Annotated in this window: 21 protein-coding genes; 10 read left to right on the top strand and 11 right to left on the bottom strand. The window is 73.5% G+C overall.

Annotated elements, in window-relative coordinates; translation table 11 throughout:
• Positions 1-41: 41 nt before the first annotated feature.
• On the bottom strand, positions 42-980 hold the full coding sequence (locus tag IO36_RS00595) for an FkbM family methyltransferase (protein ID WP_037614721.1): 939 nt from the start codon (positions 978-980) through the stop codon (positions 42-44).
• Between the two features lie 80 nt (positions 981-1060).
• On the opposite strand from IO36_RS00595, the gene IO36_RS00600 reads away from it, so the two are divergent.
• Both IO36_RS00600 and IO36_RS00605 read left to right on the top strand, forming a co-directional pair.
• Complete coding sequence (locus IO36_RS00600) at positions 1061-1519, top strand: cupin domain-containing protein (RefSeq protein WP_037614724.1); 459 nt, start codon at positions 1061-1063, stop codon at positions 1517-1519.
• 215 nt (positions 1520-1734) lie between these two features.
• The gene (locus tag IO36_RS00605) at positions 1735-2157 is read left to right on the top strand and encodes an ATP-binding protein (protein WP_245173070.1); all 423 of its coding nucleotides are present in this window, start codon (positions 1735-1737) and stop codon (positions 2155-2157) included.
• A gap of 196 nt (positions 2158-2353) precedes the next feature.
• Here the strand turns inward: IO36_RS00605 and IO36_RS00610 are convergent, their stop codons facing one another.
• Both IO36_RS00610 and IO36_RS00615 read right to left on the bottom strand, forming a co-directional pair.
• Positions 2354-2557 (bottom strand): cold-shock protein, encoded by a 204-nt coding sequence (locus IO36_RS00610; RefSeq protein ID WP_037614726.1) that lies wholly within the window; start codon positions 2555-2557, stop codon positions 2354-2356.
• Between the two features lie 278 nt (positions 2558-2835).
• Complete coding sequence (locus tag IO36_RS00615) at positions 2836-3150, bottom strand: MerR family transcriptional regulator (RefSeq protein ID WP_425535502.1); 315 nt, start codon at positions 3148-3150, stop codon at positions 2836-2838.
• 198 nt (positions 3151-3348) lie between these two features.
• Here IO36_RS00615 and IO36_RS00620 point away from each other — a divergent pair, with 198 nt between their 5' ends.
• Positions 3349-4197, top strand: a complete 849-nt coding sequence (locus IO36_RS00620; RefSeq protein ID WP_037614732.1) for a hypothetical protein — start codon at positions 3349-3351, stop codon at positions 4195-4197.
• Positions 4198-4285: 88 nt separating this feature from the next.
• Here the strand turns inward: IO36_RS00620 and IO36_RS00625 are convergent, their stop codons facing one another.
• The 3 genes from IO36_RS00625 to IO36_RS00635 form a co-directional block, all read right to left on the bottom strand.
• Positions 4286-4507: a hypothetical protein gene (locus tag IO36_RS00625; protein ID WP_037614735.1), complete on the bottom strand. Its 222-nt coding sequence runs from the start codon at positions 4505-4507 to the stop codon at positions 4286-4288.
• Positions 4508-4945: 438 nt separating this feature from the next.
• Positions 4946-5566 carry a hypothetical protein gene (locus IO36_RS00630; RefSeq protein ID WP_245173072.1) on the bottom strand — a complete coding sequence of 207 codons (621 nt, stop codon included), beginning with the start codon at positions 5564-5566 and terminating at the stop codon, positions 4946-4948.
• A 121-nt stretch (positions 5567-5687) separates the two neighbouring features.
• A complete protein-coding gene (locus IO36_RS00635) occupies positions 5688-6638 on the bottom strand; it encodes a L,D-transpeptidase (RefSeq protein ID WP_051899874.1) in 951 nt (316 codons plus the stop codon).
• Positions 6639-6749: 111 nt separating this feature from the next.
• Between IO36_RS00635 and IO36_RS00640 the strand changes: the two genes are divergently transcribed.
• Positions 6750-7304, top strand: coding sequence for a SigE family RNA polymerase sigma factor (locus IO36_RS00640; RefSeq protein ID WP_051899876.1), 555 nt, complete (start codon positions 6750-6752; stop codon positions 7302-7304).
• Complete coding sequence (locus tag IO36_RS00645; protein WP_037614739.1) at positions 7294-7974, top strand: hypothetical protein; 681 nt, start codon at positions 7294-7296, stop codon at positions 7972-7974. Before IO36_RS00640 ends, IO36_RS00645 begins: the two co-directional genes overlap by 11 nt.
• Positions 7975-8022: 48 nt before the next feature.
• On the opposite strand, the gene IO36_RS00650 is transcribed toward IO36_RS00645, so the two are convergent.
• Entirely contained in the window at positions 8023-9366 is a 1344-nt protein-coding gene (locus IO36_RS00650) for a helix-turn-helix domain-containing protein (RefSeq protein WP_037614741.1), read from the bottom strand.
• A gap of 150 nt (positions 9367-9516) precedes the next feature.
• On the opposite strand from IO36_RS00650, the gene IO36_RS47305 reads away from it, so the two are divergent.
• Together IO36_RS47305 and IO36_RS00655 are read left to right on the top strand one after the other, a co-directional pair.
• Positions 9517-9690: a hypothetical protein gene (locus IO36_RS47305; protein WP_167347377.1), complete on the top strand. Its 174-nt coding sequence runs from the start codon at positions 9517-9519 to the stop codon at positions 9688-9690.
• Between the two features lie 72 nt (positions 9691-9762).
• Positions 9763-11010 carry an amidohydrolase gene (locus tag IO36_RS00655; protein WP_037614742.1) on the top strand — a complete coding sequence of 416 codons (1248 nt, stop codon included), beginning with the start codon at positions 9763-9765 and terminating at the stop codon, positions 11008-11010.
• A gap of 233 nt (positions 11011-11243) precedes the next feature.
• Here IO36_RS00655 and IO36_RS45660 read toward each other — a convergent pair whose 3' ends face one another.
• The 3 genes from IO36_RS45660 to IO36_RS00670 form a co-directional block, all read right to left on the bottom strand.
• On the bottom strand, positions 11244-12623 hold the full coding sequence (locus IO36_RS45660) for a hypothetical protein (protein WP_037614744.1): 1380 nt from the start codon (positions 12621-12623) through the stop codon (positions 11244-11246).
• A 226-nt stretch (positions 12624-12849) separates the two neighbouring features.
• A complete protein-coding gene (locus IO36_RS00665; protein WP_037615326.1) occupies positions 12850-14001 on the bottom strand; it encodes a PP2C family protein-serine/threonine phosphatase in 1152 nt (383 codons plus the stop codon).
• 70 nt (positions 14002-14071) lie between these two features.
• Positions 14072-14710, bottom strand: coding sequence for an NAD(P)-dependent oxidoreductase (locus IO36_RS00670; protein WP_037614746.1), 639 nt, complete (start codon positions 14708-14710; stop codon positions 14072-14074).
• Between the two features lie 204 nt (positions 14711-14914).
• Here IO36_RS00670 and IO36_RS00675 point away from each other — a divergent pair, with 204 nt between their 5' ends.
• On the top strand, positions 14915-15331 hold the full coding sequence (locus IO36_RS00675) for a hypothetical protein (protein WP_037614747.1): 417 nt from the start codon (positions 14915-14917) through the stop codon (positions 15329-15331).
• A 342-nt stretch (positions 15332-15673) separates the two neighbouring features.
• On the opposite strand, the gene IO36_RS00680 is transcribed toward IO36_RS00675, so the two are convergent.
• Positions 15674-16228, bottom strand: coding sequence for a hypothetical protein (locus tag IO36_RS00680; RefSeq protein ID WP_037614749.1), 555 nt, complete (start codon positions 16226-16228; stop codon positions 15674-15676).
• A gap of 248 nt (positions 16229-16476) precedes the next feature.
• Between IO36_RS00680 and IO36_RS00685 the strand changes: the two genes are divergently transcribed.
• Positions 16477-17376, top strand: a complete 900-nt coding sequence (locus tag IO36_RS00685) for a hypothetical protein (RefSeq protein WP_037614751.1) — start codon at positions 16477-16479, stop codon at positions 17374-17376.
• Positions 17377-17784: 408 nt separating this feature from the next.
• On the top strand, positions 17785-19719 hold the full coding sequence (locus IO36_RS00690) for an FUSC family protein (RefSeq protein ID WP_037614753.1): 1935 nt from the start codon (positions 17785-17787) through the stop codon (positions 19717-19719).
• The last annotated feature ends 223 nt before the right edge of the window (positions 19720-19942 follow it).

Raw genomic sequence — 19942 nt, forward strand, 5'->3', positions numbered from 1 at the left:
CGGCGCCCTGTGCCGCTCCAGCGCCCTGTGCCGCTCCGGCGCTACGTGCCGGTGCCCGTCGGCACGGCCGTCGCGCGGACCATCACGCAGTCGAACTCCACGACCCGGCCGGTCGCCTCCTCCCGCGACACCGGGTACATGCCGGTGATCTCGAAGCCGCTCTCCTCGTACACGGCGATGGCCTCGCCCATGCGGGGGCTGCCCTCGTACAGCCGCAGCGTCGCGACCTCCGACTGCATGCCGACGAACTCCGCCGTACGTTCCCCGGCGCCCGCGAACACCTCCAGGTCGTAGCCCTGGGTGTCCATCTTCAGATAGGGGCGGGGGACGGTGATCCCGGCGAGCGCCGTGTCCATCATCCCGTCCAGACGGCGGATCTCGATCTCCTCGGTACGGGTCCTGGCGAAGCGCTTATAGCGGTCCTTGCCGTAATCACTGGGCGGGAGAAGGGAGTTCATGGTGTTCCAGCCCACGTGGATGGACTGGGTGGTGTCCTCCCGGCCGAGACCCATCCGGTGCACCTGCCAGTCGGGGTCGCCCTCGGCGGCCTGCCGGAGCTTCTCGAAGGCCTCCGAGGTCGGCTCGAAGGAGACGATCCGGCCGGTGTAGCCGAGACGGCGCAACTGGCGTCCGTACTGACCGGAGTTGGCGCCCACGTCGAAGACGCAGTTCACCTCGTACCGGCCGAGCAGGGCGGTGACGTGCTGCCCGCAGAGGTAGGAGGCGGCCGAGAGCTGGAACTTGCGTTCGTCGCCCGCCGTCTCCTTCTCGTCGAGCAGGAGACGGGCGCCGGTCCCGCCGAGCGGCACCTGCTTCCAGCCCGCCGTCCGCCCGCGCAGCACCAGGTCGGCGCCCTTGCCGAGGGCGACCCGTCTGCGCACCCCGCGCCGGTAGACCACCGCGGCTCCCGATCCGAGATCCAGTACCTGCACTCCCAGCCGGGGAAGCAGACCTAGCAGCTTTCTGTGAAGGGTCGCCATGGGCCCACCCTGTCAGAGATACGCGCGTGTCCACCGGGAGTTGGTTGAACCCCGTTTCGGCCGCGTGATACAGGCAAGGGATGACCTCTCCTGAGACCGGTGTCCCTGCCCTGGCCGCGGCCCTGGACATGCGTCCCCACCCCGAGGGCGGCTGGTTCGTCGAGACCTGGACGGCGCCGCAGGCGTTCCTGCCCGACGGCTACCCCGGCTCCCGCGCCGCCGCCTCCGCCATCTACTTCCTCCTGACGCCCGGCGACACCTCCGCCTGGCACACCGTCCGCTCGGACGAACTCTGGCTGTGGCACCGCGGCGGACCGCTGGACGTCCTGCTCGGCGGCGACGGCGCGAACCCCCAGTCCACCCCGCAGGTCGTGCGCCTCGGCCCCCGCGTCGAGGCGGGGGAGCGCCCCCAGGTCCTCGTCCCCGGCGGCGTCTGGCAGTCCGCCCGGCCGGCCGGTGACGAGGAGGTTCTGGTCAGCTGCGTGGTGGCGCCCGGCTTCGACTACGACGACTTCCGACTGCTGGACTCCGGCCGCTGAACAGGCAGGACCTCGGTGCCCGGCCCGCTCGTGGGACACCCTTGACGTGTCCGTGGCGGCTTTGTGACGCAGGTCGTTGGTTGCGGACACTCCCTGTGGGGCATCACCCGAGGGCAGGACCGTCCGCGCACCGTTGCGCGCGGGGTCCCGGCCGCGGGGACGGAGCCGCCGGCCGGGTACCGGTCGTCCTGGGAGGGGGAAGAGAAGTGTCAGTCATGCGTGCGCACCAGCGCACCGTCCGGCCGACCGCCCGCGTGGAGTACACACTGCCGCGTACGGCCGTCTCGGCGGGCAGGGCCCGCAAGCTGACGACGGCGTTCCTGACCCGGCCACGGCCACGGCTCGCGCAGCCGACCGCGGACCAGGTCGACGACGCCACGCTGATCGCCTCCGAGCTGGTCGCCAACGCCGTACGGCACGGCCGCAGCGGATGCCGGCTGCGGCTGCAGCTGGGGCACGGGCGGGTGACGGTCGAGGTGCGCGACGACAGTCCCGGACGTCCGCGGATCGGTGTGCTGGACGCGGAATCGGAGAGCGGCCGGGGCCTGGCCATGGTCCAGCAGCTCGCCCACAGCCTGGAGATCGTCAGCACGGGTTTCGGCGGCAAGACCGTGCGCGCGGTGCTGGCGGTGCGGTAGCGGGGCTTTCCCGCCGGCCCACCTTCGGCTTCGACTTCGGCTTCCGCTTCGGCGATTCCGCCGGGGCGATTCGGGTTTGAAGCAGTCGAAAAAAGGGAAAGGCCACCGAAAATTCATCGGAATTTCAATGGCCGCAAAAACGGACGGCCGGTGCCCGCACCTCGCGGTGCGAACCCCGGCCGTCCGGTGTCCCTGACTAGGCGGGGACGATGTTCTCCGCCTGCGGGCCCTTCTGGCCCTGCGTGACGTCGAAGGTGACCTTCTGGCCTTCCTGAAGCTCACGGTAGCCAGAGCTGGCGATGTTCGAGTAGTGGGCGAAGACGTCCGCGCCGCCGCCGTCCTGCTCGATGAAGCCGAAGCCCTTTTCCGAGTTGAACCACTTCACGGTGCCGGTAGCCATGCAAAATCTCCTATGGGGCTGAGCTCGAAGGTCCACACCTCGTGGACCTGCGTCGCCGCAATGAAGCCCCAACCGGAATACACCGGAAAATCTTTGGGAACCACAACTGCAACTGAAACCGACAATAGCACGTCGAACGCCTCGAAGCGGGAGCACTATCTCACCGGGGCGCGGGGAATATAAAAATCTCACGACCCTGCGCGGCAAATTCTGTATCGGCCGGTGCAGATATCCCGGGGGCGCCGGGAAACGCCCCTCGCGTGCCCCTGGAGGCCCGTTCACGCGTCCTGCGGCGCCGACCCCCGCAGCTCCGCGTTGATCCGCAGCGCCTCGTCCAGGCTGTCCTCCAGCGAGACGATTCTGCACGCGGCCTCGACGGGCGTGCCCTGGTCGACGAGGTCCCGGGCGCGGGACGCCAGCCGCAGCTGGTCGCGGGAGTAGCGGCGGTGGCCGCCCCCGGAGCGGAGAGGGGTGATCAGCCCCGCCTCCCCGACCGCCCGCAGGAAGGCGGGGGTGACGCCGATCAGCTCGGCCGCACTACCCATGGTGTAGACGGGGTGGTCGTCGTCCTCGGACCGGTCGGTGGAACTCATGGTGCTTCCCTGGAGCGCGTGCATCACCTTCCACTCTGGCAGATCCCGGGCGGTGCGGGCCGGGATCCGGGCAACGGGCCGGCGGGCGTCGCTCCGCGTACTCACCCGGACGGCCCGGTGCGCTGGTGGGGGGCCGTCGCCGGTGGTGGCGTGGAGGGACACAGCCCGACCTCGGGACCGTCCTCGGGAGGCCCTCGCATGATCCGTCCGTCCTGTCTCGTCGCCTCCGCCCTCACCGCGGGGATGCTGCTCTCGACGGCCGCCTGCTCGAACGGCGGGGGCGACGGCTCTGGCTCCGCCCGTACGGACTCCCCCGCGTCCCCCGCCTCCACAGTCCCGGCCTCTCCCGTCGCCGAGGAACCCGGCGCCGCGTCGGCCTCGCCCTCCCCCTCGGTCCGCGAGCTGACCGAGGCCGAGGCGCGGGCGGCGCTGATCACCAACTCCGACCTGGGGTCCCAGTGGACCGAGTCGAAGGGCGTGGCGGCCTGGCACGACACGCTGCTCAAGAGCAAGGTCGACGCGTCCTCGTTCATCACGGACAAGGGGAACGCCCAGCAGTGCCAGAAGCTGCTGGACGGCCTCTACTCGGAGGACCTGCTGGGCAAGCCGCGGGGGGCCGGTGCGGTCACCGGCTTCGACGACAGCGACAACAACGCCCAGATGCGCTACGAGGTGGCCTCGTACGGGAAGAACGCCCTGGACGCCCAGCTGAAGTGGCTCTCGACGCTGCCGGACCTGTGCGACCAGTTCACGGCCGTCAACGGCAAGGGCGACCGGCAGACCGTGCAGGTCATCGAGACGCAGCTGCCCCACGAGGGGGACGCCCGCCAGGGGCTGCGGGTGACGATGAACGGCAAGCTGGAGGGCGACCCCGACACGCTGACGCTGGACTTCGCGGCGGTGCGGGTCGGCGACAGCGCCCTGTCCCTCACCAACGGGGGCCTCGGGGGAACCGAGCACCAGTCCACCGAACAGGCGGTGCAGGCGGGCACGAGCCGGCTCCAGGACGTGCTCGCGGGAAAGTCGCCGGCCCCGACCCAGGGCTGAGGACCGGGCCGGCCGGAGTGCCCCGGACGTACCGCGGCCCGGACAGCCGGTGAGGCTGTCGCGGGCCGTGGGTGTCAGTGCGTGCGGGTCAGAGCCGGTCCATCCGGGTGTAGGGGCTCAGGACGCGGACCTGGCGGGCGCCGAAGTCGACGAGCATCGCGATGCCCTCTTCGACACCGACGATCGTGCCCAGGCCGTACTGGTCGTGGGAGACACGGTCTCCGAGGCTGAACTCCTTGGCCACGGGCACTACGGGCGCAGCGAAGGGGCTGGTGGGCAGGTGGCGCCGGGGCGCGGAGGATTTACTCATCGTGATTCCAGTATGGGCCCTGTTCCGGCGGGCGGTAGGGGTCGATGGTCTCGATCGCGCTCCGACTCGGCGTCCGTCAGGACTACGCGACACCGTGACCCGGCCCCCTCCCGCGCGGTCCCCGTCCGGGCCGGAGACGCGTTCCCCGAGGTCAGCCGCCGGGGCGCCGCGACGGGGGTCCTCCCGGTGTCCGGTGCGGCCCGGCGGGGCGAGTCCGTGACGCACCGGACACTCCACGACGGCGCGTCCCGGGCCTGCCGCGGCGGGCTCCGCCGGCCGCCCTCGGGGCGGGCGAGCGGGGGGCGTGCGCCGGAGCGCCCCCGGCCGGCCCGCCCTTCCGGAAGCCGGGCGTCCGGCTGACGCGGCGGGCGAGGACCGCGCGTCCGGCTGACGCGGCGGGGCGGGGACCGGCCGTCCGCCGGTTCCCGCCCCGTGGGGTCAGAGCAGGTCCAGCCGGGAGTAGACCCGGCCCAGGGTGTCGCGGACGACGACGCTCCGGGCCTCGAAGTCCGCACCGGCGGGCACGTCCGTGCTGACGTACCAGACGCCCCAGCCGGGGTGGCCCGCGAGCTCCAGGAGCTTGCCGTGCAGGGTCCCGGCCGTGGTCCGCACCGTGACGCGCGAGGCGGTGCCCTTGCCGCCGTAGTACAGGCCGGACAGCGTGTAGTGCCCGCCGGCGGTGCCCTCGATCTGGGCCGTGACGCCGGGCGTGCCGAGGTCGATGTTCCCGTCGACCACGCTGCGGAACTGGGGCTCGGTGTCGCCGGGCGACGTCCAGTGCTTGCCCTCGGGCGTCAGCCAGAACTCGGCGCCGCCGGGCTCCTTGACGTGCTCGCCCGGGGCGACGATCCGGGCCGTGGGGGCGGCCTTGGCGACCGAGGCGGCGCGGGCGTGCGCCGCGAGGACGCTGACGTGCGCCGGCCCGGCGACGGTGGTCGCCGCGCGGGCGGCGGGCGCCGCCTTCTGGGGCGCCGCCCCGTACGCCGTCGTCGGCGCCGTGATCAGCGCGGCGGCGACGGCGGCCGCGGCCGCGGCCGCGTACCTCTTCATACCTGCCATGGACGGACAACTCCTCGTGGTGGTGGCGGTGTTCGGACTTCGAAGGGGCGCCGCTCCCCCGGGGACTCCCGGCGCCCGCCGGCCGGACGGCTCCGGCCGGAGACGTTCCGCGGGGGATGCGTCAGCCGAGCGCGCTCGTCGCCCGCCACTGGTCCCAGTCCAGGTTCCAGTCGCCGTAGCCGTTGCCGACGGCGACCGTGTCCCGGGAGTTGACGACCTTGACCACGTCGCCGGGTATGACCTCGTCGAAGAACCGCTTCGCGGGACCGCCGGTGGCGAGGCCGACGCAGCCGTGCGTGACGTTCTGGCGGCCGCCGTAGGTGTTCGCCTTCGGGTTCTGGTGGAGGTAGGTGCCCGAGGTGGTGAGGTGGACGGCGTAGTAGTAATAGTCCTTGTACGCGTCGCCGTAGCCGACCGACCGGGAGTCCATGAGCACCCTGGACGCCTTGTCGGAGACGACCATCGTGCCGTTCCAGGTGTCCATCCCCGGCGCTCCCGCCGTGATGGGGATCCGGCGCGACGATCCGGCCGTTTCGAGCGTCATGAAGTGTGTACGGACATCCACTGTGGCGACGAGGGAGCGGCCCACCGTGAAGTGCCTAGTGATTCCGGCCCCGGCCCGGACGGTGACCGCCGTTCCGGGCTTCCAGTACGCGCGGGGCCGGAAGTCGACGCGCTGCCCGTCGGCGAGATTGCGGTCCTTGACCCACCCCCAGGACCCCTCGACGTCGGCGGTGACCTTCAACTGCTTTTCCACGTCGGCCCGTTCGGCCACGGGTATCGGACGGCTGAAGGTCACCGAGATCGGCATGCCGACACCGACGGTCTGCCCGTCGGCGATGTTGACGTGCGCGCCCGTCAGGGACTTGAGCGGTGTGGCGGAGGGCTTCGGCCGGGCCGTGCCCGTGGTCCCGTGCGTTCCGGCGGTCGGCCTGCCCCCCGGCTCGGCCCCCCTGCCCTCTCCGTCGGCCACTGCCTGCGCCGAGCACCCGGCGAGCGCGAGCACGCACACGGCCGCGGCGCTCCAGGTGCGGGCCAGACGGCCGCGGCCGCCTCTCCGTCCCGTGGTCATGGTGATCCCCCTGTGGTGTGTTTCGATGTGCGACGTACGGGACCTGTACGCACGGCGGGAACGGCTGGGTTGCACACGGCCGGAGAATCTTCGGAGATTCGGGCGGGGGGCATGACCGAGGAAGAGTTCGACGCGTTCTACGCGACCGCGTTCCCCCGACTGACCGGCCAGCTCTACGCGTTCACGGGGGATCACGGAGAAGCGCAGGACGTCGTACAGGAGGCGTTCGTCCGCGCCTGGGACCGGCGGCGGGAGTTCCTCGCCGACGGCGCCCCCGAGGCGTGGATACGGACGGTGGCGACCCGGCTGGCGGTGAGCCGCTGGCGCCGGGCCCGCCGCTGGCTGGAGTTGGTGCGCGGGACCCCGCCCGCCGACCACACGCCGGGCCCCGGGCCCGAGCGCACCGCCCTGGTGACCGCGCTGCGCACACTGCCCGAGGCGCAGCGGATGGCGATCGTTCTGCACCATCTGTGCGACTTGAGTGTCGAGCAGGTAGCCTCCGAAACCGGTGCTCCCGTGGGCACGGTCAAGGCCCGGCTCTCCCGCGGCCGGGCGGCGCTGGCACGGGTGCTCTCGGAGGATTCGGCGGACCTGGCCGGCTCCGCGCGTCCGTCGGGCTCCGCGGGCGTGCCGGGCAAGGAGAGGGAGGACGACCGTGTCCGATGAACTCACCTCCGCCCTGCGCGCGCTGGCGACGGAGGCGGAACGGCCCCCGGAGCTGAGCGGTGCGGAGATCCGGGGCCGGGCGACGGGCCGCAGGCGCCGCCGCCGTACGGCCGTGGCCGCGGCCGGGGTCTGTGTCGCGGGCGTGCTCGCCCTGCTCCTCGTGGTGGACCCGGGCGGCGGGACGCGGCACCGGACACCGCCGGCCGCGAGCCCCACCGTGTCCGCGAGCCCTCCGCTGTCATCGCCGGACGCCACGATCGACCTGGGCACACGCGAGCTCTCCGTGGGCGGGCTCCGGCTGACGCTCAACGGCGACAGCCTGAACGGGTACACGTCGGCCTTCCGGACGACGGTCGCCGCGAAGGCGGCCCATGTGAGGTTCTCCGGCAAGACGGTCGGCCTCGACGACAACTACTCCTTCATGGCCACCTGGGTGCTCGAACTCACCGGGCCCGACGGCAGGACGGACTACGTCGGCGCCATGCCGCACGACGGGAGCGTCTACAGCTCTCCCCGCGGCTGGATCGGCCTGGACCCGGACGACGCCAAGCTGCTGTACGAACGGCTCGAACCGGGAGCGACGGTCGAGATCAAACCCTCGTCCGGGGACACGACGGCACCGGGCACGAGCGCGGGCACAGGCACCGGCACCGGCACCTCGGGCGGCTGACGCGGCCGGGTGCCGGAGGACGGCCCGGTGTACCGCTGCCGTCCGGCTTCAGAGGGGCGGCTGGGCCGGGGCCGGGCCGAGGGTCGTCGTGCCCGGGGCGGTGCGGTGGCCCAGGCCCGTGCGGTAGGCGTCCAGGGCCGCCTCCACCCGGCCGGTGCGCCGCAGCAGGTCGCCGAGCAGCCGGCACAGGTCCGCCAGGTCGCCCGCCGCGCCCGCCCGCTCCAGCAGGCTCATCGCCCGTACGTAGTGCTCCTCGGCCGCCTCGGTGTCCCGGGTGTCCTCCGCGATGATCCCGAGCAGACGGTGCGCGGCGGCCGCGTGGATGGCGCCCCGCTCGGAGTTCAGGTCGCCGAGCACCCGCCGCAGCAGTTCGTCGGCTTCCTCGGACTTGCCGCGCCGGTGCAGCACGTCGGCGAGCTCCACCGCGACCTGGCTGGTGTAGAGCGCGGCCCGCTTCGCCGAGAGCATGGCCTGCGCCTCGCGCAACTCCTCCTCCGCACGCTCCAGTTCACCGTTCTGGGCGTACAGGTACCCGCGCATCCAGTGGCAGTTGGCGAGTTCGGTGCGGATCTGGAGCTGGCGGTACAGCTCGGCGGCCTTGGCGAGGGACACGTCGGCCTCGGCCATACGACCCTCGGCGATCATCGTCCGCGCCACCGACCGGTGCATCCGCGCCACCAGGGCCGGGTCCTGGACCTGGGAGGCGAGGGTGAGCGCGAACTCGGCCGCCTGGGCGGCGCGGGCGTGGGCGCCCATGTCCATGTAGGGCGCTATGACTCCCGTGTAGAGGAGGAGCAGTGCCTCGGGATCGTGCAGGCCGGTCCGGTTGAGCTCGTCGAGGGTGGACTCGAACAGATAGCAGGAGTAACGGAGTTCACCGGCCAGATAGTGGGAGACCGCCCGGCCGCGCACGGCGGGCACCCGCTGCGGGAGCGGCGCGTCGCCCAGCCGCTGCTCCGACTCCTCGAAGCGCCGCTGCGCCGTCTCCAGGTCCCCCGTGTCCAGGGCGCATTCGCCGAGTCCGAGCAGGGCGGCGGCCTGTTCGGCGACCAGCCCGTGGTCCTCCGCCTCGGCGAGCAGACCGGCGTACGTCGCCGCGGCCACCTCGGCCTCTCCGGTGGAGAGCGTGCGCTGAGCGTCCGTCAGTCGCAGGCGCAGATCGGTGGCGAGATGGGCGGGCCGCCCCGTCGCGAGCTCCTCGTAGGCGACACCGAGGCGGCCGGCTATGTGCCGCAGCGCGGGCTCGGAGGCCCGGACCCGGCCGGCCTCCAGAGTGGAGATGTACGCGGGCGTGTACACCGGCTCCGCGAGCTGTTTCTGCGTCAATCCGCGTTCCGTGCGCAGCTGTTGCACCCTGCGCCCGATGATCTCAGGGTCGTCCCGCTCCGCCATGGGCTAAGCATGCCATCAAGCCGAGGCGAGTCGGTCCGGCTTTTGACTACTGTCCGGCCCCGGGACCCCCTTGCGACCGAAGCCCGGAAGCCTCTACGTTAAGCGCCGGATTAAGCATGCTTAATACGCCGCTGTTGTTGCGAGGTCACCGTGCTCCGACGTATTTCCGCGCGCTACTCCAGAGGTCTCCTCGCCGCCGTCATCGCGGTCGCCGCGCTGGTCACGGCGGCGAACATCGGTCCGGCGAGAGCCGCCGAAGGGACCCCCGCGGCCCCCGCCTCCGTGCGCACGGCGCAGCATCAGGGACCGTCCGCGGGCCGGTGACGGCCCCTCCCGCCGTCGTACGACAGCGGTCGATCCCCCGTACGCGGGAAGCACGACGCCTACAGTGACCGCGTGACCTCTACCGCCGCCCGCACCGCGCTGGACCTCACGGCCGATCTTCCGGTCCCCGCCCTGGAGGACCTCTACCGGGACCTGCACCGGCATCCCGAACTGTCGCTGCGCGAACACCGTACGGCCGCCGTCCTCGCGGAACGGCTGCGCGCGGCCGGGTACGAGACGACCGAGGGCGTGGGCCGCACGGGCGTCGTCGGCGTCCTGCGGAACGGGGACGGGCCCACCGTCCTGCTGCGCGCCGACATGGACGCGCTGCCCGTCGCCGAGGAGACCGGGCTCCCGTACGCCTCCGGGACCGACGGGGTCATGCACGCCTGCGGCCACGATCTGCACGTCACCTGGCTCGCGGGCGCGGCCCGTGCGCTCGCCGACGGACGGGACACCTGGTCCGGGACGCTGGTGCTGGTCGGACAGCCCGCCGAGGAGACCGGCCAGGGCGCCGCCCTCATGGTCGCGGACGGCCTGCACGAACGCTTCCCGCGCGCCGACGTCCTGCTCGGCCAGCACGTGGCACCCGGCCCCGCCGGGCTGTACGCGCACTCCCCGGGCCTGATCATGTCGGCCTCGACCGATCTCGACATCGTCGTCCACGGGCGCGGCGGCCACGGATCGCGGCCGGAGGCGACCGTCGACCCGGTGGTGACCGCCGCCTACATCGTGACGCGGCTCCAGACCGTCGTCAGCCGGGAGATCGCGGCCCGGGAGTCCGCCGTGCTCACGGTGGGCCGGATCGAGGCGGGCACCCGGCACAACATCATCCCGTCCGAGGCACGGATCTCCCTGAACCTGCGCACCCAGTCGCCGGACATGCGGGAGCGGATGATCGCGGCCGTGCGGCGGATCGCGGCGGGCGAGTGCGCGGCCGCCGGCTGCCCCGCCGAGCCCACGGTCACCGTCGGCAACGACTTCCCGGTCACCGTCAACGACCCCGCGACCGACCACCGGATCGCCGCCGTGCACGGCGAGGTGTTCGGCGCCGGGACGATCCTCGACCCCGGACCGGCCATGGGCAGCGAGGACTTCCCCCGGCTCGCGGCCGGCCGGATCCCGTACTCCTACTGGTTCGTGACCAGCACCCCGGCCGACGTCTGGAACGCGGCTCCGGGGAGCGACGACCTCATGACCCGGCTCGCCGCCGTCCCCAGCAACCACAGTCCGCACTTCGCCCCCGACCTGTCCACGGTCGCGCCCGGCGTCCGCACCCTGGTGTCGGGCGCGCTGGCGGCCCTGTCGGACGAGGGCTGACCGACCCCGGAACGGGCGCTTCCTCCGGACCGGGCGCTTCCTCCGGACCCGGGGCCTCCTTCCGACCGGGCGGAACCGCCGGGCCTCCGGGCGGTGCGGACCCGGCGGCACCGGTCGGCTCATGCGGCGCCCGCTCAGGCTCGGGTCGGCTCGGCCTGGGTCAGCTCAGGCTCGGGTCGGCTCAGGCCCGGATCAGTTCAGGTCTGGGGGTCTCGTCAGGTCTGGGTGTCCGCTCAGGCCTGGGTCCCCAACTGGCTCAGCTGGCGCTGGACATGGTCGAGGGCGCCCTCCCGGCGTCCGGGGACCCGCCGTCTCAACCAGGCCAGTTCCGCACCGAGTTCACGGGCCCGCCCGGGGTCCTGGACCCGGCCCCACTGGTGGTGCGCGCGGTCCACGGCCGACTCCACCTCCGGGGCGCCCGGGTCCTGCCCCGCGTCCAGCCGGGTCGCCGCGAGGGCGAGCCAGCCACGGCAGCTGCGCTCCGCGTCCCCGGCGAACATCGCCAGGTCCGCCCGCACCTCCATCCAGTGCAGCACCTGCTCGGACCCGGCTCCGTGGGTCCGCAGCGCGTCCCGCTCCCACCGCCCGGCCAGCGCGAGGGCGTCGTCGTGACGACCGTCCCGGACGGCCTCGGTGATCTCCCCGTGGGGGTCGGGGACCGCCGGACCGACCCGCACCTCCGTCCGGCCGGACGACGCGGGGGAGGGCACGGACGGACCGCGCGACACCGCCGCCACGGGCACGGCCGCCACGGGCACGGCAGCCACGGGCACCGTCGACGACGTCGGCAGCACGGACACCACGGGCGCCACGGGCACCGCCATCGACACCGGCGATACCGGAGGCGCGGGCGGCGCGGGAACCACGTCCGGGGGGACGGGCGGGCGCGGCGGGGGTCCGGGCGCGGTGCCCGGCGGGGCCGTGACCGTCGTGAACTCCGGTGCCGGGGGCCATGGCCGACCGGCCCACGCCCGCCCGGGCGCGAGCACGCGGTCCTCCGCCCCCGGCCGGGCGCTGCCCTCGCCCGACACCCTCGTCAGCGCCTGCTGGTGGAGCTGGGCGGGAGGGGGCCGGTGGCCGCTGCGGAGCAGGGTCGCCACCGCCCTCATGTACGCCGGCTGCGCCACCGCCCGGCGGCCCGGCGGCGGGGCGACGCGGCCGTACAACTCCGCCGACGGGCCCGCCGTGAGGGGACGTGAGGCGATGAACTCCCAGGTGTCGGCGTCTGCGTGGAGGTCGACGAACACCGTCGTCGACCCGGGCGGGCGCAGCCGGAGTTCGTCGGCGATCCAGCGCCAGGGGAACGCCGTGTACCGGACCGTCGACGGGGTGGTGCGGGCCAGCGCGAGGTGCGGAAGCCGCTGGCGGCGGTCCAGTTGGAGCTGGCCCGTCACGAACATGGTCAGCGGTCCGGACGCCGTCGCCGCCGCGCGCAGCCGGGTCAGCACGGCCTGCGGCTCCAGCGGGTCGGCGAGTTCGACGACGTTCGCCGTGTCGGTTCCCGACAGCACCGGCGGGGCGACGGCCGCGAGCACGGGGAGCACGGAGGCCGCGTCCACCAGACACCCCTTGCCCACCGGCGAGGCCGCGAGGAGCAGCACGGTTCCGGGCACAGGTTCCCTCCCCCATCGATCGGACACAGCAGCACCGTAACGGCTGCGCATGCAAAGAGGGGAAGCGAAGGGGACGAACGCCCCTGTCCGGCCGAAGGCTTGGGCACGGGGTGGCCGCCCGGCCGGGGAAGGCGACGGCCCGGGGGAACGCCCTGTTCATCGAGGCCGCCGCCCGCCGTGGACCGGACCCCTGGGCCGCCGCCCGCCGCGAGTGAGGCCGCCGTGGCTAGGGCCGTCGCCCGCCCGGCGCCCTGCGTCGTACGGCGAAGATCGTCGTGTCGTCGGCGAGCCGTCCGCCGCAGTGGGCGAGCGTGCGGTCGCGCACGAGCCGGACGAGCCGCTGCGGGTCGGCGGCGCGCGGGTCCCGGGCCACGGCCCGGACGAGGGTGTCGCGCAGCGGGAAGAACTCGCCCGCCGTGTCACGGGCCTCGGTGACCCCGTCCGTCACCAGGAGCAGCGTCTCGCCGGGGGCGAGCGGGACCCGGATGACCGGGGGCGGAGTGGACACCAACTCGTCCATGCCGAGCGGGAGTCCGTGCTCGGGAGGCAGACTCCGCACCCCGTCGGGGGTGATGACGAGCGGGGGTTCGTGACCGAAGTTGACGACCTCGACCGTGGCCGGTGTGTCCTCGGGGAACGCGACGAGGACGCCGGTCGCGAAGCGGTCCCCGTCGTCGCGGCCCAGCGCCACGCGGTAGCGGTTGTGCCGCCGCATCCTGACCTCGAGCCGGGCGGCGACCGTGGCGAGCTCGCCCTCGTGGAAGGCCGCCTCGCGGAAGGTGCCGAGCACCGCGGCCGCCGCCTCGACCGCCGCGAGCCCCTTGCCCTGGATGTCCCCGAGCAGCAGCCGGGTGCCGTGCCGGCCGGGCTGGATGTCATAGAAGTCGCCGCCGACCCGGGCCTCGCTGTCGGCGGCGAGGTAGACGGCCGCGTGGTCGAGGCCGCCCCAGCCCGGGGGCATCGGGCGCAGCACGGTGCGCCGGGTCGTCTCGGCGACGTCCCGCATGTGCAGCATGCGCCGCTCGGCCCGCAGCCGGACGGAACAGGCGAGGGCCGCGAGACCGCTGCCGACCACCACGAGGACGAAGTCGGGCAGCCCGTTCTGGTACTGGTGCGGCCACTGCCTGTCCACGGCGCCGTAGGTGAGCAGCGACAGTGCGGCGAAGGCCACCGTGCCCAGCACCCCGCAGATCGCCGCGGCGATGACGGGGACGAGCACGAGCCAGGAGATGATCCGGAACCGGCCGGAGGTGTTGACGTCCAGCAGCGTGATCCCGATGAGCAGCAGCAGCGGGGGCAGCCAGGCGACGCTGCGGCCCCGGAGCTTCAGCGGCTGCGACCGCTGGAAGGCTCCCGGGAGCCCGGCGGACGGGTGCAGGGCCTCCCGAAGCCGGTCGCGTACGGATCTCCGGTCGGCCACCGCGCCGTACCGCCTCCCTCCCGTGCTCTCAGTAGGCGACCGACATGCGGCCGTGCGGGTGCACGGGCATCTCCAGCTGGTCGACGAAGGCCATGGCGTAGTCCTCGGCGCTGATCCGGCTCTGGCCGCCCGCGTCGGTGAGCATGCGGTCGCCGCCGATCCGGAACTCGCCCGTGCGTTCCCCGGGGCCGATCTCGGCGGCGGGCGAGATGTACGTCCAGTCGAGGTCGTCGACGTCCGTCCGCAGATACGCGAGGGCGTCCTGGTGGGCGAGTGCCTCGGGACGGTACGCCTCGGGGAAGTCGGGCTGGTCGCACGCGGCCTCGCCGGGCGCGACCTCCAGGGTGCCCGCGCCGCCGACGATGACCAGCCGGTGCACCCCGGCCGTGCGGACGCCCTCGACCAGGGAATGGTTGAGGGCGAGGAAGGGTTCCCGGGGGTCCGAGCCGTCCCGGGGCGGGACGCAGGCCGAGCCCACCGCGTCCGCGCCGGCCACCAGCTCGGCGACCTTCGCCGGGTCCGCGGCGTCGGCCGCCGCCGCGGTGACCCCGGGGACCGGGGACTGTCCGGACCGGCTGACCGCGACGACCTGGTGTCCGCGGGCCGACGCCTCCGTGGCGATGCGGCTGCCGACCATGCCGGTGGCACCGAAGAGTACGAGCTTCATGCACCTCAGCGAAGCACGCGACCATGATCACCGCATTTCGGCGCGGGGGCGGAAGGGGTGAGACGGAGGATGCCGTGCCCCGGTCCGCAAAGGCGCCGCGACATGGGCCGAAAGGGTGGCGCGAGGGGGCCGGCGTCCCGAGTTGCCAGGGGCTGGGGCGGGGTGTGACCTGGAAGGCGGGGGCGAGCAGAAAGGAGTCCTTCCATGGCTCAAGCCGCACCTGTGTCAGGGACACCACGGACATCCGGATCGACCGACGTCTTCGGGAAACAGACCCACACGATCGCCGAGTGGGCGATACCCGTCGCCGGCGGACTCGTCTACGGCTACTGGGCGGCCGCCATCAACCGCGACGCGGGCGCCATCACGGGCTGGAACGTGCTGTTCGGCTTCGTGTGCGCCATCGCCTTCGCGCTGGCGTACGTGGCCGTCCGGACGGTGGCGCCGCTGATGCGGCGCGAGATGCACGCACTGGTGTGGGCCGTGTTCGCGGGCTGCGCGTTCGGATTCCTCTACAGCCAGACCGACGCGACCATCCTGCGGTCCGTGTTCATGTCGCTGCCGGTGGCGGTGGGCGTGTACGCGGTGGCCTTCTACCGCTACTACACACACGAGGACTGACGCTCGAGGAAAGCGAGCCGCCGTCGTGAAACGCCGTTCCGCCGAAGCCGGCGGAACGGCGTTTCGACGGAGCCGGAGCGGCCCACGAGGGAACGGTGCACAGCGAGCACCACGACGGAGAACGGCGCACACCGCACGCCACAGCGGAGAACGGCGCACACCTCGCTCCACGACGGAACGGCATACGAGGGAGACGCGGACGGTCACGGCGAAGCGGCGCACTACGGAGACGCGACGGTCACGACGGAACGGCGCACAGCACGGTCACGGCGGAACGGCGCACGACGCACATGAGGCCCCGGCGTGATGCCGGGGCCTCATGCGTCTCCCTCACTCACCTACTCACCTGCCACCTGGGACCCAGTCCCAGGAGTTCGAGGAGGAGCCGGACACGGTCCAGCTCCAGGCGCTGGTGACGGTGAAGGTCCAGGAGCCGGAAGCGCTCACGCTCCAGCCGGGGTCGTTCGCCGGGTTGCGGTCGTGGTCCCAGTGCGCGTTGTGCCAGGTCCCGTCCTTCTGGTCGGGGCACGGGTCCGAACAACTCGGCACCGCCCGGCCGCCGGTGTCGACGAACGCGGCGCTGGCCCAGGCGTGGGCGCCGACGAGCCAGTACCAGACGCTGGTGCCGAGCACGCTCTGCCCGTTCACCGCGCACTGGACCCGGTCCTGACTGCCCGAGGGCAGCGCGCCGACGACGGGCGAGTTCGTGCTGGGCTGGAGCCGCAGGTTCATCTCTCCGCGGGAGATGACGGTGCCCCAGACGGGGCTGCCGGAGCCACCGTCACCGGTGTGCGCCGACTCGGCCGCGGCCATGGAGGGACCGGCGGCCAGGGCGGTCAGTACACCGCCGCTGAGCAGGGCCCCGGCAAGCGTCCGCCGGGCTGGGGTGGTGCGCATATCGGCCTCCTTGCTCCCCAGATCCAGGAAACACCCGTTCGGGTGAGGCCTCCACCCGAACGCCCGAAACCCTTGGGACAGCAGGGATGTACGAGGTCGGTGGGGCGTTCCCGGCCAGGACGGGCGGGGCGATTGCCAGGGACCCGGCGGCCCTCGTACGGCTCGTCGGCCCCCGTACGGCTCGTCCCGTGCGCCCATTTGCACGCGCCCCGCTCGCGCACGCGGCCCCGGGGGCCTTGCCTGAAGAGGTGCCCCCTCGTGTCCGGAGCGCCCTGTCGGCCGTGCTGATCGCGCTCGCCTGCCTCCTCGCGCCCCTCGGCGCGCTCTCGGCGTGGGCGACGTACGGCCTCGGGGACTCCGAACGCTACGAGGCCACCATGGCGCCGCTCGCCGCCGACGACGACGTCCGGGACGCCATCGCCGCCGGTGTCACCGAGGACATCCTGCGCGAAGTCCACGTACGGCCGCGGCTCCAGGGGCCGGTGAACCACTTCGTGCGGGACGCCGTGCGGTCGTTCACCGAGACCGAGGCGTACCGCACGGCGTGGGAGGCCGCCAACCTGGCCGCGCACGACGCCGTGATGCGGGCGCTGCGCGAGGACCGCGAGGGCGCGGTGACCGTCGACCTCGCGCCCGTCACCGAGCGGGTCAAACGCAGGCTCGCCGACGACCACATGCCGCTGGCCGACCGGATCCCGGTCGAGCACGCCGAGATCACCGTGCTCGAGGCCGAGGACCTGGCCCGGCTCCGGAAGGGGTTCCACGTGCTCGAAGTCGCCGGATTCTGGCTGCCGTCGGCGTCGGTCGTCTTCGCCGCGACCGGCATCGTCATCGCCCTGCGCCGCCGCCGGGCGGTCCTCGCGACCGGCCTCGGCACCGCGGTCGGCGCCGCGCTGCTCGGTGTCGCGATCACGGTCGGCCGCAAACTGACCCTCGACGACCTGCCGCCGGACGTGTCCCGCACGGCGGCGGGCGCGGTGTACGACGCCCTCACCGAGACGCTGCGGTTCGTCAGCTGGCTGCTGCTGGCCCTCGGTCTGACGGTGTCTCTGGCGGCGGCGCTCACCCAGGCCTACACCCGCAGACGCCGCCCGGCCGAGGCCCCCCGCCCCGCCCCCGCGGAACCACCGACCCACGTGGGCGCCTGAACCCGGCCCCGGCCAGGGCAGGGGCGTGAGCCGCGGACCGGACGTGCGGTGGACGGCGGAGCCGCACTGCCGGTGGTCGGCCGCCGGGGGCGGCCGTCGTCCCCTCTTCGTCCCGGTCTGCCTCCGCCTGCGGATGCACCGGGGACCCGGTCCGGGCAGCCCGAGCCCGCAGGTCCGACCTGAACCCGGTCCGGGCAGCCCGAGCCCGCAGGTCCGACCTGGACCCGGTCCGGGCAGCCCGAGCCCACGGGTCCGACCTGGACCCGACCCGGGCAGCCCGCATCCACGAGCGCGGCCGGGCCGGCCCAGGCCGCCTGTGTCAAGGGGTGCGGCCGGGACCCGACCCGGACGGCCTCCGCCCGCCGGTACAGCCGGGGTCCGCCTCCGGGAAACCGCCATACTTGGGGCATGTCCCGCGAGTTCCCCATCGGCCTCACGCCTCCCGACTGGCTGGTCAGGAACCTGCGGCCGCAGCGGGCCCCCGTCAACCGGCCCGCCGTCGCCCGTGCCGCCGTCGCGCTGGCGCTGCCCCTCGCCGTCGGCCTCGCCTGCGGACAGCCCGCGTACGGCGCCCTGGCCTCCATGGGCGCGCTCTCCGGAGTCATCGGCGACACCGCCGACGCGTACCGCATGCGGATCTTCAACATCGCCGTCCCGCAGCTCTTCGGCGCGATCGGCGTCACCATCGGCGCCGCGGTCTACGGGCACGGCTGGGTCGCCGTCGCGACGGTGACCGGGGTCGCCCTCGTCTCCGGGATGATCTCCTCCATCGGCGCCGTCGCCTCCGTCACCGGACTGCTGCTGCTCCTCAACTGCGTGATCGGCGCCGGACTTCCGCTGCCCGGCGCCTGGTGGCTCGCCCCGCTGCTGATGGCCGGCGGCGGTCTCCTCGTCCTCGCGCTGACCCTGCTCGCCTGGCCGTTGCGCTCGGGCGTGCCGGAGCGCTCCGCCGTCGCCGGCACCTACCGCACGGTCGCGGACCTGCTCGCCGCCGGCGGCACCGGCGACTACGAGCGCCTGCGCCTCGCCGTCACCCAGTCCCTGAACGAGTCGTACGACCTCGTCCTCGCCCGGCGCGCCTTCCACCACGGCCGCAGCCCCGACCTCGTCCGGCTGCTCGCCCAGCTGAACGCCCTCACCCCCGTCGTCGAGGCCGCCCCCGCCGCCCACCAGCGGGGCGAGCGGCTGCCCGCGGCGATCCCCGCCGCCGTGAGCCTGCTCGCCGACACCGTCGAGGCCGGCGGCACCGATCCGCTCGAACTGCGGCTGCCCGCCCCGGCCGACGAGACGGCGCGTGCCGTCGACCACGCCCTGCGGCACGCGGCCCGCGTCGTCACCGACCGGTCCCCCGACCCGCACGCCCTCGACGACCGTCTCGGCCGGCCCGCCGCGCTGCGCGTCCGCGCCGCCCGCGCCACCCGCAACGCGCTGCTGTCCGCGGCCTCCTGGCGCTACGGCATCCGCCTCGCCCTGTGCATCGGCCTCGGCCAGGTGCTCGTCTCGACCGTCGAGGTGCCGCGTTCGTACTGGGTCGCGCTCACCATCACGTTCGTCATGAAGCCCGACTACGGCTCCGTGTTCTCCCGGGCCCTGCTGCGCGCCCTCGGCACGGTCGTGGGCCTGGTGGTCGCGGCGACGGTGCTGACCCTGGTTCCGCGCGGCTGGTGGGACGTGCCCGTGCTGATGGTGCTCGCCGCGCTCATCCCGGCCCTGACGCCCCGCGGCTACGGCTATCAGACCGCCGCCATCACCCCGGTGATCCTGATGCTGTCCGACATCCTCAACCACCAGGGCACCGGGCTCGTCGTCCCCCGCCTGGTCGACTCCCTGGTCGGCTGCGGCATCGCCCTGGTGGCCGGATACCTGCTCTGGCCGGAGAGCTGGCACGCCCGGGTCGGCGACCGGCTCGCGGACGCGGTCGCCGACACCGCCGGCTATGTCGAGCTGGCCTTCGGGGACGCGGCCGATCCGTCGGCCCGGGCCCGCAGCAGGCGCCGGCTGTACCGCGACCTCTCCTCGATCCGTACGGAGTTCCAGCGCGCGCTGACCGAACCGCCGCCGAACGGGCGCCGGGCCGCGGCCTGGATGCCGCTGGTCGTCGCCGTCGAACGGATCGTGGACGCGACGACCGCCGCCCGGGTCCGGGTCCGGCAGGGCGCGGCCGAGCCGTCGGCCACCGAGATCTCCACGATCGCGGGCCAGCTGAGGGAGTTGTCCGAGGGGCTGCGCGAGACGGACGTGCTGGTCGCCGTGCGCGCCGACCTCTGCGGGCCCGAGGACAGCGTGCTCGAACCGGTGCGGCAGGAGGTCGCGGCGGCCAGGGCGATCGCCTCACCGCATTGACACGGGCGGTCCGGGCACCGACGATTCGGCCACCGCCCCGATCCACGCACGGGACGGGAGCGCTTTACGTTCTTCTTGCGATCTCTTGACACAAAGGGGACGCCAGGGGAAGGTGCGTGGCGGAACTCCGAATTCCGACAAAACCTCGTGGTAGGAAAGTGAACCCGTGGGCGCCGTAGGGGGGTTGACGTGGCCGTCTTACGGTGCGCCGCCCCTGCCGAAG

The sequence above is a fragment of the Streptomyces aureus genome (genome assembly GCF_000725495.1).
Classification (GTDB): Bacteria; Actinomycetota; Actinomycetes; order Streptomycetales; family Streptomycetaceae; genus Streptomyces; species Streptomyces aureus_B.

What these genes read in the sequence shown, in the direction of transcription:
- IO36_RS00620 (WP_037614732.1), top strand. Translation starts at nt 3,349, where the DNA reads ATGATCCGTCCGTCCTGTCTCGTCGCCTCCGCCCTCACCGCGGGGATG.
- IO36_RS00625 (WP_037614735.1), bottom strand. Translation starts at nt 4,507, where the DNA reads ATGAGTAAATCCTCCGCGCCCCGGCGCCACCTGCCCACCAGCCCCTTC.
- IO36_RS00635 (WP_051899874.1), bottom strand. Translation starts at nt 6,638, where the DNA reads ATGACCACGGGACGGAGAGGCGGCCGCGGCCGTCTGGCCCGCACCTGG.
- IO36_RS00640 (WP_051899876.1), top strand. Translation starts at nt 6,750, where the DNA reads ATGACCGAGGAAGAGTTCGACGCGTTCTACGCGACCGCGTTCCCCCGA.
- IO36_RS00605 (WP_245173070.1), top strand. Translation starts at nt 1,735, where the DNA reads ATGCGTGCGCACCAGCGCACCGTCCGGCCGACCGCCCGCGTGGAGTAC.
- IO36_RS00615 (WP_425535502.1), bottom strand. Translation starts at nt 3,150, where the DNA reads ATGAGTTCCACCGACCGGTCCGAGGACGACGACCACCCCGTCTACACC.
- IO36_RS00690 (WP_037614753.1), top strand. Translation starts at nt 17,785, where the DNA reads ATGTCCCGCGAGTTCCCCATCGGCCTCACGCCTCCCGACTGGCTGGTC.
- IO36_RS00680 (WP_037614749.1), bottom strand. Translation starts at nt 16,228, where the DNA reads ATGCGCACCACCCCAGCCCGGCGGACGCTTGCCGGGGCCCTGCTCAGC.
- IO36_RS00610 (WP_037614726.1), bottom strand. Translation starts at nt 2,557, where the DNA reads ATGGCTACCGGCACCGTGAAGTGGTTCAACTCGGAAAAGGGCTTCGGC.
- IO36_RS00675 (WP_037614747.1), top strand. Translation starts at nt 14,915, where the DNA reads ATGGCTCAAGCCGCACCTGTGTCAGGGACACCACGGACATCCGGATCG.
- IO36_RS00670 (WP_037614746.1), bottom strand. Translation starts at nt 14,710, where the DNA reads ATGAAGCTCGTACTCTTCGGTGCCACCGGCATGGTCGGCAGCCGCATC.
- IO36_RS00650 (WP_037614741.1), bottom strand. Translation starts at nt 9,366, where the DNA reads ATGGCGGAGCGGGACGACCCTGAGATCATCGGGCGCAGGGTGCAACAG.
- IO36_RS00600 (WP_037614724.1), top strand. Translation starts at nt 1,061, where the DNA reads ATGACCTCTCCTGAGACCGGTGTCCCTGCCCTGGCCGCGGCCCTGGAC.
- IO36_RS00630 (WP_245173072.1), bottom strand. Translation starts at nt 5,566, where the DNA reads ATGGCAGGTATGAAGAGGTACGCGGCCGCGGCCGCGGCCGCCGTCGCC.
- IO36_RS00595 (WP_037614721.1), bottom strand. Translation starts at nt 980, where the DNA reads ATGGCGACCCTTCACAGAAAGCTGCTAGGTCTGCTTCCCCGGCTGGGA.